The 17,962-nt window shown below is 70.8% G+C and carries 14 protein-coding genes; 6 read left to right on the forward strand and 8 right to left on the reverse strand.

All coding sequences use genetic code 11. The features are described 5' to 3' along the window. Positions 1 to 17: 17 nt before the first annotated feature. The gene (locus FMP39_RS16425) at positions 18 to 1,028 is read right to left on the reverse strand and encodes a ChaN family lipoprotein (RefSeq protein WP_141591191.1); all 1,011 of its coding nucleotides are present in this window, start codon (positions 1,026 to 1,028) and stop codon (positions 18 to 20) included. Positions 1,029 to 1,327: 299 nt separating this feature from the next. On the opposite strand from FMP39_RS16425, the gene FMP39_RS16430 reads away from it, so the two are divergent. After that, complete coding sequence (locus tag FMP39_RS16430; RefSeq protein ID WP_228558043.1) at positions 1,328 to 2,869, forward strand: hypothetical protein; 1,542 nt, start codon at positions 1,328 to 1,330, stop codon at positions 2,867 to 2,869. Positions 2,870 to 2,920: 51 nt separating this feature from the next. Here the strand turns inward: FMP39_RS16430 and FMP39_RS16435 are convergent, their stop codons facing one another. From FMP39_RS16435 to FMP39_RS16445, 3 genes are all read right to left on the reverse strand, one after another. Further along, positions 2,921 to 3,427 (reverse strand): hypothetical protein, encoded by a 507-nt coding sequence (locus tag FMP39_RS16435; RefSeq protein ID WP_194858423.1) that lies wholly within the window; start codon positions 3,425 to 3,427, stop codon positions 2,921 to 2,923. A gap of 143 nt (positions 3,428 to 3,570) precedes the next feature. Continuing rightward, positions 3,571 to 4,191: a hypothetical protein gene (locus tag FMP39_RS16440; RefSeq protein ID WP_141591160.1), complete on the reverse strand. Its 621-nt coding sequence runs from the start codon at positions 4,189 to 4,191 to the stop codon at positions 3,571 to 3,573. Between the two features lie 71 nt (positions 4,192 to 4,262). Continuing rightward, positions 4,263 to 6,278 (reverse strand): YgiQ family radical SAM protein, encoded by a 2,016-nt coding sequence (locus FMP39_RS16445; RefSeq protein WP_141591162.1) that lies wholly within the window; start codon positions 6,276 to 6,278, stop codon positions 4,263 to 4,265. A 333-nt stretch (positions 6,279 to 6,611) separates the two neighbouring features. Between FMP39_RS16445 and FMP39_RS16450 the strand changes: the two genes are divergently transcribed. Next, complete coding sequence (locus FMP39_RS16450) at positions 6,612 to 10,256, forward strand: AAA family ATPase (RefSeq protein WP_141591164.1); 3,645 nt, start codon at positions 6,612 to 6,614, stop codon at positions 10,254 to 10,256. A gap of 171 nt (positions 10,257 to 10,427) precedes the next feature. Here FMP39_RS16450 and FMP39_RS16455 read toward each other — a convergent pair whose 3' ends face one another. Further along, a complete protein-coding gene (locus FMP39_RS16455; RefSeq protein WP_141591166.1) occupies positions 10,428 to 11,123 on the reverse strand; it encodes a response regulator in 696 nt (231 codons plus the stop codon). Between the two features lie 136 nt (positions 11,124 to 11,259). Next, entirely contained in the window at positions 11,260 to 11,676 is a 417-nt protein-coding gene (locus FMP39_RS16460) for an EamA family transporter (protein WP_141591168.1), read from the reverse strand. A 185-nt stretch (positions 11,677 to 11,861) separates the two neighbouring features. On the opposite strand from FMP39_RS16460, the gene FMP39_RS16465 reads away from it, so the two are divergent. The 4 genes from FMP39_RS16465 to FMP39_RS16480 all read left to right on the forward strand — a co-directional run bounded on the left by FMP39_RS16465 (position 11,862) and on the right by FMP39_RS16480 (position 15,844). Further along, the gene (locus FMP39_RS16465) at positions 11,862 to 13,307 is read left to right on the forward strand and encodes an ABC transporter substrate-binding protein/permease (protein ID WP_141591170.1); all 1,446 of its coding nucleotides are present in this window, start codon (positions 11,862 to 11,864) and stop codon (positions 13,305 to 13,307) included. After that, positions 13,304 to 14,068 carry an amino acid ABC transporter ATP-binding protein gene (locus FMP39_RS16470; RefSeq protein ID WP_141591172.1) on the forward strand — a complete coding sequence of 255 codons (765 nt, stop codon included), beginning with the start codon at positions 13,304 to 13,306 and terminating at the stop codon, positions 14,066 to 14,068. Before FMP39_RS16465 ends, FMP39_RS16470 begins: the two co-directional genes overlap by 4 nt. 105 nt (positions 14,069 to 14,173) lie before the next feature. Continuing rightward, complete coding sequence (locus FMP39_RS16475) at positions 14,174 to 14,941, forward strand: alpha/beta fold hydrolase (protein ID WP_141591174.1); 768 nt, start codon at positions 14,174 to 14,176, stop codon at positions 14,939 to 14,941. Positions 14,942 to 14,959: 18 nt separating this feature from the next. Continuing rightward, the gene (locus tag FMP39_RS16480) at positions 14,960 to 15,844 is read left to right on the forward strand and encodes an SGNH family hydrolase (protein ID WP_141591176.1); all 885 of its coding nucleotides are present in this window, start codon (positions 14,960 to 14,962) and stop codon (positions 15,842 to 15,844) included. Positions 15,845 to 15,863: 19 nt separating this feature from the next. Here FMP39_RS16480 and FMP39_RS16485 read toward each other — a convergent pair whose 3' ends face one another. Both FMP39_RS16485 and FMP39_RS16490 read right to left on the reverse strand, forming a co-directional pair. Next, the gene (locus FMP39_RS16485) at positions 15,864 to 17,036 is read right to left on the reverse strand and encodes a tetratricopeptide repeat protein (RefSeq protein ID WP_141591178.1); all 1,173 of its coding nucleotides are present in this window, start codon (positions 17,034 to 17,036) and stop codon (positions 15,864 to 15,866) included. Between the two features lie 40 nt (positions 17,037 to 17,076). Then, positions 17,077 to 17,962 (reverse strand): Circumsporozoite protein (locus tag FMP39_RS16490; protein ID WP_141591181.1); only part of this gene is annotated, 886 nt, incomplete at its 5' end.

A 17,962-nucleotide genomic window follows, 5' to 3' on the forward strand; every position in this document is an offset into this window, starting at 1 on the left:
TCCACGCGCCCCGGGAGTTACTTTTTGGAGCGCTTGAGGAGCGCCGCGCACGGGTCCTCCATGGGCATCGCCGGCGTGAACCAGACGTAGTCGAAGGGCAGGGATTGCGCGCCGAAAGAGGCCGCGTAGTCCGCCGGCTCGGGCAGCTTCGGGTCGACCTCCAGCAATCCCACGGAGCGCACGTCCTTGCCGGGCGCACGGGCCGCGAGCTGCGCGGGAACGCCCCGGTCCGTCCGTGCATGGCCGTTGCCGGTGATGAGCACGCCGCCCTGGCCCGTGTCCGCGTTCGACAGCCGGTCCGCCAGGTGCGCGTCCCGTGCACGCTGGGCCTGCACCATGGGGCCGAGCATCTCCTGGGGCAGATGGCCGCAGTGGGCTTCGTCCTGCTCCTGGCGCATCGCCTGCTCCATCGGCTCGGGCAGCGGCGTGTCCAGAGACAGGCGCTGGCGCAGCTCGGGGGGCAGTGCCTCCGGGCCGCGCATCACCAAATCCCTCACCTGCGCGCGGGGCAGGTTGGCGGCGACGATGGGAAGCCCCGCCTCCAGCCCGGCCGCGAACACGGGCCGATACAGGGCCCAGTCCGGCCAGCCACTGCCCGCCCAGTTGACCGCGAGCGCGAGCGCCTCCGCGTCCCGCGGGGCCTGGGCCCGTGACGCGTCCACCGCCGCCTGTTGCCCCACGTCGAGCATCTCGAAGGCCAGCGCGGGCTTCCGGCCTCCCTCGGCCAGGGCCTGGACGAGCCACGCCTGGAGCTGGTGGTGGTCGGGCTGGTCATGCCGCTCTCCCAGCACCACGAAGCGGGCCTGGGCGAGCGAGCGGCGCAGGGTGTCCGCATCCACGAAGCGGGCCGCCTTCACGTCCCAGATGCGGCCCGTGAGCGGATGCTCTCGGTGCAGAGGAGAGGACCACTCGTTGGGAAGCGGTGCCTGGACGCCAGGCTGCTCCACGGCGGAATCAGGACGCGTGGCGCTGGCGCGCGAGCAGGCGGTGGCGACCAGCAGGACGGAGGCGATGAGGAGCGTGCGCATCACGCGCGCCATTCATCCACAAGGCAGGCCTCGTGGACCACTTCCGGGTTGGCGAGGTGGTGGACCGGTGACAACCGCTGGCGCGAGGGCGCCCCGGAAGGGACCCGACGGGATGGAGAGGGCGCCGTGACGGATGCGTTTCCCTCCCCACCGGGCGGATTGTTGCGTCACCGCGCGCGCCTGAGGTTGCCGCCTGTCGAACCAGAGGGGAGCAACGAATGCGTCAGGGGAAGTGGAAGCCTGTGCGAGTGGCGCGGTGGAGCAGCATGTTGCTGGGAGTGCTACTGTCCGCCTGCGGTATGCCCTTGGACGACGCGCCTGAAGGCGTGCCGGAGGCGGTCTGGGAGGCGTTGGACGGGCGGGCCGGACCGTCCGAGATGGGAAGGAACATCGGGAAGCGTCCGCCCACGGGGCGTCCGGGAGAAGGCGTGGCCTTTGATGGAAAACAGTTCCTGGTCGTCTGGCAGGACGAACGCGAGGGGGGCGTCTTCGGCGCGCGGGTGACACCCAAGGGGAAGGTGCTGGACCCGGGGGGCTTTCCCATCAACGCGGGCAGCGGTTTGGATGGCGGGCAGCCTCGAGTGGCCTGGGACGGAAAGTTCTTCCTGGTCACCTGGGTCAGCGCTTCCGGTCTGGTTGCCGCCCATGTGGAGCGCGACGGAGATGTGCGCCGCCGGTTCGTCGTCTTCGGCTCCGATGAGGTGCGAGGGCCTCCAGGCATCGCCTGCGCGCACGAGCTGTGTCTGCTCGCCTTCCCCTTCGTCGGCGATGTGGAGAGCATCATCAACGCCATCCGTGTGACGTCCGACGGAGACGTGTCTGAGCGCACGCAACTCTCCGTCTCCGCCTCCAACATGGCCATCAGCCCGGCCGTGGCCTGGGACGGCAAGGAGTTCCTGGTCGTCTGGAGTGACGAGCGGGGTGGGACCCTCACGCCGGACCTCTTTGGGAACCGGGTGACGAAAGACGGCATCCGGCTGGATGGGGCTGGCGGTGTCCCGCTCGTCGTCCGTGAGGGCGCTCAAACCGTCCCCGACGTGACGTGGACGGGCAACCACTTCTTCGTCGTGTGGCAGGACGACAAGAACAACACTGCCGATGTCTACGGCGCTCGTTTCCGAAGGAACCTCGCGTTGGACGGGCCCGCGGCCTTCGGAATCGCCACGGGCGCGGACGAGCAGACGCTGCCTCGGGTGGCGCCCAGTGGCAACAAGTCGCTCGTCGTCTGGGATGCCGCCCGGCAGGGTATCCACCGCGTGCGCGGTGTCCGGGTGGGGGACAACGGAAGCATCCTGGGCTCGAGCTTCACCATCTCCACGGGGGACTTCCAGCAGGAGATCGCGCCCGCCGTGGCGGCCGGAGACCACAAGTTCCTCGTCACCTACGCGGGTACGACGACAGGCACGGACGAATTCGGCCCGCACGAAATCCTGGCGACCCGTGTGACGCACGATGACACGGTGAAGGACAGGCCGGCGCTGCGCCTCACGCGCCCGTGGGGCCACAAGCCTCCGGTCGCCGCCGCGCGGGGCACCGATGCCTATCTGGCGGTCTGGAGTGAGAGTCTCTCCGGCACGCCGGGCATGCTGGCCGCTCGGGTGAGCCTGGATGGACAGTTGCTCGATGTGCCCGTCGTGTTGCCCGCCGGGGCGACGTCACGCGCGCCCGTGGTGGTGTGGGACGGGGCGGCCTGGTTCGTGGCGTGGGAAGAGGGCACCGCTGACGCCACGGGATTCCAGGGGGCGCGCGTGAGTGGAGCGGGCCCGGCGCTGGAGGTGAGCCGCCTGTCCCATTCCGCGCTGCTTCCTCTGGAGATGCTGGCGCCGTCCGCCGAGCGCTGACGGCGCGCCTCCCAGCCAGGCGGGCACTCCGCCTGGCCCGGGACGGTCCTGCTACTTCGCGTCCACCACGACGACCATCCACCGGTCCGTGGCGTGATCGATGCGGATGTTGGCGGCGCCGGCCTCCTGGAACTGCTGGATGATGCCCTCCAGGAAGGTGAGGTGCTCCTTGGGCGCGTCCACGAAGATGTTCTTCGGGCCGTTGCCCTTCGCCTTGGCCTTCTTGGCGGGAGCGCCGGCTGCGCCGTTGATGGCCTCGGGGGCCGCGGCGGCGGCCTTCAGGCGGGCGGCGGCGTCGTCCACCGTCGCCTCGGTCTCCTCGGCCTCGGGCTCGGGCTCCACTTCCGGGGCGGGAGCGGGCGCGGCGGCGGCGGCCGACGCGGCTTCGTCCTCGGCCTGCTCGCGGAGCTGGTTGAACGTCTTCATGTTGATGGTGCCGCCAAACTTATCCTTGAAGGACTCCAGCGCCTCCTTGCTGCTGATGTCCGGCTGCTGGCGGAAGAGCTCGAGCAGAAACGCGTGGCGCTCCTGGGTCTGCTCCTGGGTTGTCCTGGCCATCGTCTTCGTGCTCCTGGGTGTGTCGCGATGTCGCGAAAGGCGGCGCACCCTATCCGGAGCCGTGTAGCGCCGCAAAGGGGGCCTGGGCCTCTCCTTCGCGGGCATGACTCGCGTGCCGAGCCACACGCGCTGGACGTGTGGTCTCAGTGCCGGGGCGGCGGCGGCGCGCTGTGGTCGGAGTGCAGCAGCGACGGCGGGTCGAAGCAGGTGAAGCGCTGGTTGTCGAGCCGGCACACGCCGTCCGGCGTGTTGGCGCACTGCACCTCGGTGCGCGTGGCCTTGCAGTCATAGCCGCAGGCCATGTCCTCGGAGGCGTTGAGGCAGCGGGGTGCGGGCGTCTCCGCGCCGTACTGGTGGATGACGGCGTCCGGTGGGTCCCAACAGGTCAGCGTGTTGAAGTTCGTGGAGCAGACGCCGTAGGGCGTCCGGTTGCAGGCCACCTCGCCGTTGAACTGACGGCAGTTGTAGCCGCAGGCCACCTGGCCCCGGCTCTCCTTGCACTCCGGCTTCGCCCTCGTGGTGGGCGGGTGCTGGATGGCGACCAGGGGCGGGTCCCAACAGTGCACGCCTCCCACCAGGACCTCACAGATGCCGTAGGGCGTCCGGGCACAGGCTGTTTGTGTTCCGGTCGTCTTGCACTGGTAGCCGCACACCGAGCGTCCCTGGGAGAACACGCACTGCGGAGGCGGGGGGCGGACCACGGGCTGTTCCGAGGTCGCCACGGGAGCCGTGGCGAGCCACAACGCGGAGAGGAGGCTGAGCATGGTGGGAGGCCCGACGAAAATCGCGGCGGTTTATTCAAACCGCGCGTTCGGGCCCCCAGGTCCCAGGGCGCTCAGCGGGCGCGGGGCCCACCGGGACGGCGCGCCCGGGGACGCGCGGTTCCATTCGGTTCGGACCGGGGCGCGGCCTCCTGACGCGGCGCGGATGCACCGGCGCCGGTGTCGCGCTCGGCACGCTGCCGGCGCGCGGCCTCTCCGGGCGACTCCGGCGGGACGAGCGCATGGGGCCCGCGGCCGATGAGGTCCTCGCGGCCGGCCAGCTTCAGCGCCTCTCGCGCCAGCGGCCACTGCTCCGGGTTCCAATAGAGCAGCAGCGCCTTCTGGAGCCGCTTCTCGCGCAGTCCCTGGGCCGTGTAGACGGGCTCCATCTTCAGCGGGTCCAGGCCCGTGAAGTACATGGCGGTGGCCATGGCCATGGGGGTGGGGATGAAGTCCTGCACCTGCCGGGGCCGCTTGCCGTTCTGCTTCAGCCACAGCGCCAGCTCCACCATGTCCTCCAACGTGGAGCCCGGGTGGCCGCTGATGAAGTAGGGGATGTCGTACTGCTCCTTGCCGGCCTCTTCGCTGGCGCACGCGAACATCTGCTGGAAGCGCTCGAAGCTCTCGATGCCGGGCTTCTTCATCTTCTCCAGCACGCGCGGGGAGACGTGCTCCGGCGCCACGGACAGCTGCCCACCCACATGGTGCGCGGCCAGCTCCTTCACGTACTCCGGCGAGCGCTCCGCCAGGTCGTAGCGCACGCCGCTGGCGATGAAGACGTGCTTGACGCCGTCCTCCTTGCGCACGTCCTGCATGAGGCTGATGAGCGGCCCGTGGTCCGTCTGGAGGTTCTCACACACGCCCGGGTGGACGCAGGACAGCTTGCGGCACCGCTTCTCGATGTCCTCGCTCTTGCACTTGAGCTTGTACATGTTGGCGGTGGGGCCACCCAGGTCGGTGATGGTGCCCCGGAAGTCGCCCATGCGGCGCAGGGCGCGGACCTCGCGCAGCACGCTCTCCGCGGAGCGGCTCTGGATGACGCGGCCCTCGTGCTCGGTGATGGAGCAGAAGGTGCAGCCGCCGAAGCACCCGCGCATGAGGACGATGGAGTGCTTCACCGTCTCGTAGGCGGGGATGCGCTCCCGGTACATCGGGTGCGGCACGCGGTTGAAGGGCAGGTCATACAGCTCGTCCATGGCCACGGACTTGCCTTCGGCGCCCGCGGTGCCCACGCCGTCCTCCAGCGGGAGCGCAGGCGAGTTCATGTAGATGGCGCGGTTGCCGTGGCGCTGCGCCAGCGGACGCGCGTTGCCCGGGTTGGTCTCCATCTGGAAGTCGCGGCTCATCACCGCGAAGGCGTGCTTGTCCTCGATGACCTGCTCGTAGGACGGCAGCACCACCGTCTTGCGGTCCGCGGCGCGCCTGGCCGGGTCCGCCTCCAGGGCGCGCATCTCCTCGTCGTTGATGATGTACGCGGTGCCGCGCACGTCGCGGATGTCCTGGATGCGCTCGCCCTGGCGCATGCGGTCCGCGACTTCCATGATGGGGCGCTCGCCCATGCCGAAGACGAGCAGGTCCGCCTTGGCGTCGAAGAGGATGGAGCGGCGCACCTTCTCGCTCCAGTAGTCGAAGTGGGCGATGCGGCGGAGGCTGGCCTCGATGCCACCCAGGATGATGGGGACGTCGGGGTACGCCTCACGGCAGCGCTGCGCGTAGACGATGGTGGCCCGGTCCGGCCGGCAATTCGTCTGCCCGCCGGGGCTGTACTGGTCCTCCGAGCGGTTCTTCTTCTGGGCCGTCAGCCGGTTGAGCATCGAGTCCAGGTTGCCCGCGGCCACGCCGAAGAACAGGCGCGGCGGCCCCAGCGCCTTGAAGGGCTCGGCCGAGTGCCAGTCCGGCTGGGGGAGGAGGCCCACCTTGAAGCCGCGACCTTCCAGGAAGCGCGCGATGAGCACCGGCCCGAAGGCCGGGTGGTCCACGTACGCGTCCCCCGTCACGATGATGATGTCGCACTGCTCCCAGCCGCGCGCCTGCATGTCGGCACGGGTGGTGGGCAGGAAGGGATGGGCGTAGCGCGTCGAATAGGCCATGTCGGTGGGGGGCGGGGGGCTTCCACCCAGAACATCGGGAGGACGTGGAAGCAAGCCCGGCTGGAGAGGGTGTACACCGGGGCGGCCTGCCTTCCTACCCACCGCACATGCACCCTGGGTGTGGCGCATTGACGGCGATCCAAGCCTCCCCTACCTTGGCCGGCCTCTTACATGTGGCGACCTGTTCGGGTGGGCAGGTCATGAAGTGTAGGTTCCGCGAGTGTTCGCCATGGCAGCCGCAGCGTCTTCTCCAGCCCTGCCGGATGTAACGGCCCCGCGTGGCACCGGTGGCCCAGGGCCGGTGCGCGGCGAGGTGTGGAGGCCGCGCGTCCGATGATGCGGGGGCCGGAGGCGGGACGTGCGGGCGAGGCGGCGGAGCCCGGAGATGGGGGCTCGCAGGCGCCTGCGTCCACGCGCGAGCTGCATGTCGAATACGACGATGCGCCGCCGCCCGAAGCCGCTCCGCCCCGGCGGGTGGGGGCAGTGCCGCGCTGGCGCAACACGTTCCAGGCACCCGAGTCTCCACGTGAGGAGGACGTGGCGCTGCGGCGCACCGAGAACGCGGTGCGTGTGGAGCCGCCCCAGGCCCCCGAGCCCACCGAGGCGAAGGCGGACGTGGCCCGGGCGCCGAATCCGTTGCTGCTCGTCTCGCGGATGGCGCGGGGACGGGAAGGCGGAGAGGACGTTCCGTCGCGTGATGTCTCCGCGCCCGAGGACGTCAGCCCCGCCGAGCGAGAGGCGATGCGCGCCGCGGTGGCCACCGGGAAGCGCCGCGAGCTCTGGGCTCCGCCCGCGTATCTGCCGGAGGACCTGCGGGAGGCGCTGCTGTCCGAGCGCAGCCAGTACCGCGCGCAGTTGCTGCAGGACGTGCGCGAGGTCAGCCTCCAGGGGCCGGGGGTGCTGTCGCTCATCCCGCGTCCGGCGGCGGACCCGGACTGGTCGGGAGGTTCGGTGCTCGGCTTCCTGGGGGAGGAGTGCGTCTTCGGCGGAGACGTCGTCCACCTGGACTTCGAATCGGGGCGTGTGTTCGCCGCGCCTAGCCACGGTGATGATGTGGACCGTCGCGCGCTGTCCGCGGACCGCTGGTGTTACCGGCCCTATGACTTCGCCGAGGCCCTGTGCGCGGCGGCCTCTGCTTACGAAGAGCGGCAGGACGCCCTCGCCGAGTCCCTGCGCCGCGCCTGTGGTGAGGCGCCTCCGGCCACGCTGACGCCTCAGGACGAGGCCCTGATTCCGGCCGACCGGCTGTGGCGCCAGCCCTGGGGCTGCATCTGGGGACCTCCCGGTACGGGCAAGACGACGGCCGTGGCGGACCTCATCGCGCGGGCGCTGCGCGCCTTCCCTGGCGAGCGCATCCTCGCGGTGGCGCCCACCAACCGCGCCGCGGACGAGCTGGTCCTCCGCGTCAGCGCGCTGCTGGAGCGCGAGCCCATTCCGCTACGGCCCCTGGCGCGCAGCATCTTCCGGGGTGGCACCGGCGCGAGCGAGGCGCTGGTGAAGCTGCCCACCGTCATGCTGGAGGACACCAAGGGCGGCAAGCTGCGCGCCAGCATCGAGGAGCGGGAGCGGGAGCTCATCCTCCAGCGGGTGCGAGGCGGCCCCGCCCATGAGCTGGCCAAGCTCCAGGCGGAGCTGCGCGGACTGCGCGGCAAGGTGAAGGACCCCACGCTCAAGGAAGTGGAGAAGGGGGACTGCCCGCTGGTGGTGGTCACCGTGCACCGCGCGTTGCGTCTGGTGTCGGAGCTGGAGGGGAAGCGGCACTTCGCGCGGTTGGTGGTGGACGAGGCCGGCATGGTGACTCGCGCGGCCACCGCGTTGATGGGGCCGCTGGCGGAGCGGGTGACGCTGGCGGGAGACCCGAAGCAGATTGGCCCGGTGAGCCGCGCCGCGGAGGGCGCGGGCAAGGGCACGCAGAAGTGGCTTCGCGGCAGCGGGCTGTCGCACCTGGAAGACGCGGTGAAGGACGCGGCGCGCGCGGATGTGTTGTTGCTGCGCACCCAGCACCGCATGCATCCGGACATCGCGAAGGTGGTGAGCCACTTCTGCTACGGCGGCGCGCTGGAGGACGGCGACGTCGTCAAGCAGCGCGCGGAGCGGCCCGCTCCGGTGGCCGCGTTCCCCTCGGTGCGCGCGGGCTGGGTGGTGCTGGACGGCCTCACGCGAGATTCAAAGCGCCTCACGCACGGCCGCGGGGAGACGGGCTCTGGCTACCAGCGCGAGCTGTCCGCCAACCTCGCCGTGTCCCTGGCGCGCGAGGCGGTGCGCTCTGGCCTCAGCGTCTTGTGTGTCACGCCCTACCGCGCGCAGGCCGCGCTGCTGCGCCGACTGGGCAATGCCGCGGGCCTGCGCGGAGACGTCTTCAGCGCGTCCACCATCCATCGACAGCAGGGCACCCAGTACGACGTGGTGCTGGTGGACACCGTCGCTGGAGGCAGGCCCTTTCCGCCTCACACGCTGGTGCCCATGCTCAACGTGGCCGCCAGCCGCGCGAAGGATTACCTGCTGGTGCTGGCCTCCCGCGACGAGGCGCGCGCCGCCACCATTCCCCAGCGCTTCCTGTCACTGCTGCCGCGTCTTCGTGTGCACCCCGGAGAGCCGCTGCGCCTGGAGCCATTGCCCGTGCCGCAGCGCGCGCCGCCACCGCCACCCCCGCCGGTGCCGGTGGACCTGGGCGCGGAAATCTCGGGCGCGCGGCCCGGCAAGCCCCTCTTCACGCACGAGCAGGTGTCCCTCTTCGAGCGCCGCTTCGACGACGGGCACCACCTGGTGCGCGGCGTGGCGGGAAGCGGCAAGACGTACGTGCTGGCGCACTGGGTGGCGCGCTACCTGCTGGAGCACTCCGAGGCGCAGGTGCTGGTGTCCTTCTTCAACCGTGCGCTGGCCCCGCTGGTGGACAAGTTGTTGGTGGAGGCGCTGGCCCAGCGCGCGGGCCGCCTGCGGGTTCGTGAGCTGCGCGCGCGGGTGACGGTGCGGCACGTGGGGGCGCTGCGCCGCCATGCCCCCGCCTCCTTCGACGGCGTCTTCGTGGACGAGGCCCAGGACATGGACGCCAAGGCGCTGGCCATGCTCCACACGCTGGTGCGTCCGGACACGTTGCCGGACGGGCGCGAGGTGCGCTGCTTCCAGCTCTTCATGGACGACTCGCAGAACGTCTACGGCCAGGTGCCCATCGACGCGCTCAAGGAGCAACTGCCCGAGGGGCTGTCGTTCCGAGGCCGCACTCGCGTCCTCAAGGAGACGTTCCGCGCCACGCGGGACATCCTCGACGTGGCCTTCAACGTGGTGCTGGACCCGCTGCGCCAGCACGCCGCGGCCGAGCCCGGCATGCGCGAATACATGAAGGTGGGCGAGCTGGCGCGCGAGGGGCTCGTCTGGCTTCCGGAGGAGACGCTGGAGGGCCTCTTCCGCGTGCAGTCCACCGAGCGAGGCGGCGTGCTGCCCCAGGTGCGCGGCTTCGCTTCCAGCGCCAGTGAGGCGCGGCAGGTGGCTCGCGAGGTGGCCCGCCTCATCCGCGAGGAGGGCGTCCACCCCAGTGACATCCTCGTGGTGGCCCCCGTCATGCCCTCCCAGTACACGGAGGCGCTCAAGCGCGCGGGCGTGCCCGCGGAGGCCTACGGAGGCAAGGGCGGGCGCAACGTGACGGACTTCCGCGTCAGCGGCGTGGACCACGTGCGCGCCACGACGGTGTTCTCCTGCAAGGGGCACGAATGCCCCATCGTTTTCTTCGCGGGCCTGGATGCGCTGGACACCGCGGAGCAGTGGATGGCCGGTGCCCGCGAGCGCTCGGCCCGGGAGAACGAGCGCATCCGCCGCGCCATGTTCTACGTGGGCGCGACGCGCGCGATGAAGCGGCAGTACCTCACCGGTGTGAAGGGCGCGCGCTTTCTTCGCGTGGCCGCCACCTACGTGGAGACGCTGAGCGGGCTCGTGCCGGCGGCTCCAGGCCCCGAGGGCGCCTCGGGGGCGGACGCGCGGTAGTTCGCTGGCCGGGTTCCACGCGCGCAGCGTGGGCAGGTGCAGCGACGCGGGCGCCGGCTGCCCCCTGCGCACGGTGAGAACGGGCCGGGGAAATTCCCTTCGGTGAAATCGGACCCCGTGATGCGTTGTCAGGCGGGGTGGTGCGTCGATGTGGGGCGGGCTGCGTCGCTGTCAGGCGTCGCTCGCGCCTGGGCGGAGGGCGTTGACGGTTTCCAGGGTGGGCATCGGCACCTCCAGCCGGAGCCGCTGGGGGCCACCGACGTCCGCCATGAAGGACAGGCGCCCGCCGTAGCGCTCGAGCAATCCGCCCACCACCTTGAGGCGGTCGTCGGCCAGCAGGCCCGCGAAGCGCTCGATGAGCGCAACGGCCTGGTCCGCCGGGAAGGACGGGTCGGCCACCTGCACCTTGAGCACCATGGACGCGGCCGACATGCCCACCTCAGCGTTCACTCCGTCCGGCGCTTCCCGGAAGGGGGCGTAGAGGCACGCCATCGTCTCGCGGTGCCGCAGCAGGCCCTTGAGGTACGTCACCAGCTCCGCGTCGTCCCAGGGCTTGCTGATGAACCGGCAGATTTCGCCCTCGTTCACGGAGGCCACCACGGACTTGAAGTCCGCATAGCCGGAGATGATGAGGCGCAGGGCCAGCGGATGGCTGCGTTTGATGCGCTGAAGCAGCTCGCTGCCCGTCATTCCTGGCATCCGGAAATCCGTCAGGACGATGTCCGGGCTGAACCCTTCCAGCCGCTCCAGCGCCTCGTTGCCGTTGAAGGCAATCTGGACCTCGAATCCCTCTCGCTTCAACAGACGCTGCAGCGCGCGTGCGATGGGCTGCTCATCGTCGACCACCAGAACCTTGAACGCATCCATGACAACGTCGCTCCTCGGGCGCGCACTCTAGACCGGGCACCTACGGAAAATCCCAGAGTCTGGAAAATGAATGCCGGGTCATGCTCGCACCTGCGACAGGGTGGGTGGGATTGCTTCATCCCATTGCACCTAGGGTTCATTTCAACGTCAGCAATGCACCCACGGCCATGAGCGTCACGCCCACACCCATCCGCCAAGTGAGGGGTTCGTGGAGGATGAGGAACGCCAGCAGGAGGGTGAGCGGCAGGCTGAGCTTGTCCAGGGGCGCCACGCGGGAGGCGGGCCCGAGTTGGAGCGCGCGGAAGTAGGCCAGCCACGACAGGCCCGTGGCCACGCCGGAGAGCACCAGGAAGAGGAGTGTCTTGCGGCTGATGGAGGGCAGGGCGTGATGCTCCCCGCGTGCCAGGGAGATGCTCCAGGCGAACACCAGAATCACGACCGTGCGGATGGCGGTGGCGAGCGTGGAGGGAATTCCTTCCACGCCCATCTTCGCCAGCACCGCCGTCAGTGCCGCGAAGCCCGCGGAGAGCAGTGCATAGACCCACCACGGCATCGAAATCCCCAGGTTCTGGAGCCGGCGGAATGCCGCTCAGGGTCATCGGCCTACCAGTGCGGGGCGGCGCTGTCAGGAGCGACTGGCGGTGGGGCGGCTCCTGGCATATGGCGGGGGGCCTCGCACACGCCAGAAGGAGCCCGTCACTGTCCCAGGCAATCAGGCCTTCATTCCTCCTGCCCTCCGTGCTGGCGCTGCTGGCGCTGCTGAGCGCGTGTGGCGCGGAACAGGACTCGGGACTGGCGCGGGTGCGCCGCACGGGGGAGCTGCGTTGGGGCGCGGATGCCCAGGGTGGAGAGCCCTACGCCATGGAGGACCCGGACGCACCTGGGGGCATGCGAGGCTTCGAGGTGGAATTGGCGGAGGCCCTGGCGCGTGAGTTGGGGGTTCGGGCCCGGTTCGTCCAGAATGACTGGTCCAGCCTGGTCCCCTCGTTGGAGCGCGGCTCGTTCGACGTGGCGCTCAACGGCCTCGAAGTCACGCCGTCGCGCTCCGGGCGCATCCTCTTCACGCGGCCCTACTACGTCTTCCACCTGCGCTTGCTGGCGCGGCGGGACGATGCGGCCGTCACCGGGCTGGATGCGCTGAAGGGCCAGCGGGTGGGGACGCTGGCCAATTCCCTGGCGTGGGACCTGCTCCAGCGCAGCGGCGTGGAGGCGGTTCCTTACGAAGGCGTGGAGGAGCCCTACATCGACCTGGAGCAGGGGCGGGTGCGCGCCGTGTTGATGGACGACATCATCGCGCAGCGCTACGGGCAGCCACGCCCAGGGCTCCGGGTGGTGGGCGACATGGGGGACGGCTACTACGCCATCGCCGTGCGGCCCGGTGAGGAGGACCTGCGGGAGGCGCTGGACACGGCGCTGGGGAACATCGCTCGCTCGGGCGAGCTGCGCGCCATCTTCCAGCGCTGGGGCATCGACAACGCCGAGCAGCAGCGCATGGTCGACTGGACGGACGCGCAGTCCCGCGAGGTGCTGGCGCCCACGCAGACGGCGCGCATGGGCTGGGGACAACTGGTGCTGTTCCTCCAGGCCGCGGGCGTGACGCTGCTGGTGTCCGTGGGCGCCATGGCGCTGGCCATTCCCCTGGGCGTGGGGCTGGCGCTGACGCGGCTGTACGGGCCTGGCTGGGCGGCCCGGCTGTCCACCGGCTACGTGGAATTGTTTCGCGGCACGCCGGTGCTGCTTCAGCTCTACGTCCTCTACTACGGGCTGGCCGGCGTGCTCCGGTTGGACCCCATCAGCGCGGCCATCCTCGGACTGGGCCTGAACTACGCGGCCTATGAGTCGGAGGTCTACCGCGCGGGCGTGCTGGCCGTGCCGCGAGGGCAGTTGGAGGCGGCGATGGCACTGGGCATGCCCCTGCGGCTGGCGCTGCGGCGGGTCATCCTCCCCCAGGCCTTCCGCGTGGCGCTGCCGGGTGTGGCGAACGACTTCATTGCGCTGCTCAAGGACAGCTCCTTGGTATCCGTCATCTCCGTGGTGGAACTCACGAAGCGGATGACGATTACCGCGGTGGATGTTCGAAGCTGGCTGATACCTGGCGCGTTGTGCGCATTGATGTACCTGGCAATGAGCTATCCCTTGTCCCGGCTGGCGAGGCACCTGGAAGCAAGGCTGGAGCGCGGATGATTGAAGTCGAGAAGCTGAGCAAGCGCTACGAGGGGCGGCCGGTGCTGGAGGGCATCAACGCCGTCTTCTCCCCGGGCGAGGTGACTGCGTTGGTGGGCCCCTCCGGCGGAGGCAAGAGCACGCTGCTGCGGTGCCTCAACGGGCTGGAGTCCTTCGACGGGGGCGTGGTGCGCGTGGGGCCGGACACGCTGGCGCCGGGCGATGTCCGCGCGCAGGGCGAGAAGGTGCGCCGCATCCGCCGCCGCGTCGGCTTCGTCTTCCAACAGTGGCACCTGTTCGCGCATCGCACGGCGTTGGGCAATGTGACGGAGGCCCCCATGCACGTGAAGGGCGTGGGCCGGCAAGAGGCCAACGAGCGGGGCCGGGCGTTGTTGGCGAAGGTCGGCCTGTCCCACCGCGAGGACGCGTACCCCTCCGAGCTCTCCGGCGGCGAGCAGCAGCGGGTGGCCATTGCCCGGGCCCTGGCCATGGAGCCGGAGGTGCTGCTGATGGACGAGCCCACCAGCGCGTTGGATCCGGAGCGGGTGGGGTCGCTGATTGACCTGTTGGAGCAGCTGCTCGCGGACGGCCTCACCCTGGTGGCGGTGACCCACGAGATGCGCTTCGCGTACGAGCTGGCCTCGCGCGTGTTGGTGCTGCACGGCGGGCACATCATCGAAGAGGGCCCGCCCGCCCGGGTGCTCGCCAATCCACACCATGAGCGCACGCGTGCCTTCCTGGGCCTGGGCCGCGTCCCCGCGCTGCGCACCCTGGGGGCCTGAGCGCCTCACTGGCATCGCGGCCCGCCCGCCGGGCATGCTGACGGACGGGCCGGGCAGAACCGGCGCACTGGCGGTGTTCCTCGCCGCGTCCCGCGAAGGAGAGGCATGCGTCGAGAGGTCCAGTGGATGGAGTGGGGGCAGGGGCGGGGGCCTCGGGTGCTGCTGCTGCCCGGACTGGGCGCGCGTGGTTCCGGCTTCCAGGCGCTGGCCCACCAGTTGTTGCCCTGGGCCCGTCCCATCCTGGTGGAGTACCCCGAAGGTGAGGCGGCCGCGTGCGGCGCGGGCGCCTTGGCGCGGCAGGTGCTGCGGGCCGTGGGGGATGTGGACGCGGTGGTGGCCAGCTCCTTCGGAGGCATGGTGGCCGCGCACCTGGCGGCGGCTGGCGCGGCGCGAGGCGTGGCCTTCCTGGGGGCCTTTACCCGCACCGAACACCTGGGCGTGCGCGGGCTCGCCATTGGCATGATGGGCCCCATCGCCCGGTGGGCCCGGCCGGGCGCGGTGGCGGCGGGGCTCGCGGCCTGGACGCCGGTGTCTTTCTCCCGTGTGCCCGAAGTCGTGCCCACCACGGCGCTGGAGCGCAGCTCCACCTGGCATCGCGCCCTGGCCATCCGGGGCGAGGCGCCCCCACCGGAGCTGCGCAGGCTGCCCGTGTCCTGCGTCTGTATCCAGGGGACGCGGGACGTGCTGGTGCCGCCGTCCACGGTGGAGCGCCTGGCCGCGTCGCTGCCGCCGGGAACGCCCCGGCACCTGCTGCGGGGCGCGGGGCATGTGCCCTACTTCACGCACCCGGAGGCGTGCGCGGGGCTCCTGCGGCCCTGGTTGGCGGCCCTGGACGCGCCGGCGGCGCCCGAAATGGAGAGCAGCGCCGCCTGACGCAGCCCGGCAGGGACGGTGCGGGGCTCCATCGGGTCGACAGGGGGATGTACGGATGGCGCGGGGATCGCTACCTTTCGGGCGCCAATGCAGAACCGTCTCACGCGATTGCTCGTCACCCTCTTCGTTGTCTCCGCGACGCCCGCGCCCGCTGCTTCCGTGCAGGAGCCGTCGCCCTCCACCGTGGCGCCCACGGCCGCGCCTCCGCCCGCCGCGGCACCGGAGGCTCCTGCTCCGGCGCCCGAAGTGGCGCGCAAGCACAAGGTGCTGCTGCTGGGGGACAGCCTCATCGCCACCGGCTTCGGGGAGTACCTCCAGGCCCAGTTGGACGCGCACCCGCGCATCCAGTCGGCCCGCCGCGCCAAGTCCTCCACGGGCCTGGCCCGTCCGGACTTCTTCGACTGGATGGACGTGGGCCGCGAGGAGGTGGAGCGTTACCAGCCGGACGTCGTCGTCGTCATCCTCGGGGGCAACGACGGGCAGTCGCTCCAGGACACCCAGGGGGGCAAGGCCATCCACTGGGGACATGCGGAGTGGGAGGCCGCCTACCGTCAGCGCATCAATGACTTCCTGACCGTGCTCTCCTCGCCCGGCCGGAAGATTGTCTGGTTGGAGCTGCCGGCCACGGGGCTCAAGCGCTTCGAGCAGAAGCTGCGCATCATCCGCGCCCTCCAGCGCGAGGTCATCTCCTCCCGAGAGGATGCGGTGCACCTGGACACGCGCCCCTTCTTCACCGACGCGAAGGGGCGAGCGCTGAGTCAGGCCCGGGTGGATGGCTTCCGCAAGCCCATGCGCCTGCGCATGGCGGACGGCGTGCACTTCACCGTCGCGGGCGGCCGTTACTTCGCCAACAAGGTGTACCCCGAGGTGCTGGGCGTGCTGGGCCTGCTCCAGCAGGGCTAGCCGCGCGGCGAAGGCCGCGTCAGTGCGGGCTCAGGGCGGTGACGAGCCGCTCGGCCTGCTCGCGGATGTCGCGGTGGGTGCTCGCCTGGGCGCGTTTGGCGTGCGTGAGCGCCTGGGCCTTGTCGCTGTCCGCCAGGGCCAGCGCCAGGTTGAGGTGGACGCCCGCGTCATCCGGGTGATGCTTCAAGGCCTCGGTGAGGATGGCGCGCGCGGCGGCGGCACCACCGGGACGCGACAGGTGCAGCACCGCCAAATCGTTGGCGGCGCCGGCCTCGGACGGGTCCGTCGCCACGGCGGCCTCGAGCAGTGTCTGGGCCTCCGCGTCGTCACCCAGCTTGCGGCGCACCTTGGCCAGCGCCACGCGCACGGGCGCGGACTCCGGAGCCTTGGCCAGCGCCTCGCGGAGGATGCGGTCCGCGTCCTCGTCCTTGCCGGCCACGAAGGCGGAGATGCCGTGCAGGTAGATGGCGTCCGCGCTGTCGGGGAGCTGGAGGCGCAGCTCGATGGCGGCGCGCATCGCCGCTTCGGGGGCGCCGGCCATCAAGCACAGTGAAGCGAACTCCCGGAAGAGGGCGGTCTCCCGAGGGCTGCGCAGGATTGCCTGCCGAAGCGTGACGATGGCCGCGCCCACGTGCCCTTGCAGCAACTGCACACGCGCGGCGAGCTGGAGCGGCAGGTGCTCCGTCTTGTTGGCCTCCGCGGCCTCTTGATAGCGCCGCAGTGCCCGGTCCAGCTGCTTGTCACCCTGGAGGGCCATGCCCAGGTACGTCAGCGTCTGGGCATTGCCGGGCTGCAGCGCCAGCGCGCGCTCCAGCTCCGGGATGGCGGCGGCGTACCGGTCATGCCCCAGCAGGGCGCGGCCGTGGTTGATGACCTCGAAGAAGCCCGCCTTGGGCTGCGCGGCGAGCGCGGCCAGCAAGTCCAACTGGCGCGCATCACCCTTCTCCGCGTCCAGCCGGGCCAGGTGGCTCAGCGCCTCCGGGTGGGTGGGGTGCAGCGCCACCAGCCGCTGAAGCACCGCGCGGGCCGCCGTTTCGTCGTGCTGGGCCAGCCGCAACCGGGCCAGCCCCAGCAATGCGCTGGCATCCTTCGGGTCCTGTTCGATGGCGCGCTCGAAGTCTCGGGCCGCCTCCTTCAGCAGACCCTGCTTCATGAGACGCGCGGCGGAGGATGCCAGCTTGGAGACGGCCATGGGCACCGATTCTAGCGGCGGGGGCGTGAGGTGGGTACCTCTAGAAGACCTTATCCCAGGCGTTCTTGATGCCGTTGCCCACGTCGCCCGCGAAGTCCGTCACGGCGTCCGCCGCGTTGGTGAAGACCTTGCCCGCCGCGTCGGCCACCGCGCCGCCGGCGTTGATGGCGCCGTCGACCACGTTCTCCAGGATTTCGCCACCGGCGGCGGCGGCCGTCTCACCCACGGCCTTCAGCACGTTGCCGGCATTGACGGAGCCCTCGACTTCCACGCCCAGGCCCAGGCCCGCGGTGGCCTCCACGCCAACGTCGAACTCCAGGTTGCCGTTCTCGATGCCGATGTTGGCGTGCGCGTCGCCGCTGACACCCGCGCTGGCGCTGGCGGTGATGCTGCCGGACGCGAGCGTGTTGTCCTCGTGCTTCAGCTCGATGGAGCCCGTGAGGCTCGCCTGCGCACCCGCGAAGCCGGAGGCCGCGGCGTTGATGGACACGTTGCCGTCGGTGCCCACGTGCAGGTCCAGCTCGATGCTGCCCTCGGCGCCAATCTTGCCCAGCGCCTCCAGGTCCAGCTCGACGGAGTACTCCTCGCCGGCAATCTCGAACTCGACCGTCTTGGAGGCCCCGGCGCCCGCCTCGATGAGGTTGGCCTCGATGTCGATGTCGACGCTCACGTCGATGCCGGACAGGCCGATGTCCGCGTCCACCTGCGCATCCGCGGAGAACGTGGGACCCTGGACGTGGGCGCGCGTGTCGATGCCACCGGGACCGGTGCCGCTCACATCGGCGCGGGCACCGCCGGCCGTGAAGCTGGACTGGCCGCTCAGCGCGCTGTGCCGCGGCTGCTCCACCGAACCGGACGCGGAGGCCTGGGTGTCAACCCGCGGGCCGTTACGTCCACCCTGGGCAGGGGGCCGGGTGTCGCGAGCC

It is taken from the genome of Myxococcus sp. AB056 (genome assembly GCF_006547365.1).
Lineage (GTDB): Bacteria > Myxococcota > Myxococcia > Myxococcales > Myxococcaceae > Myxococcus > Myxococcus virescens.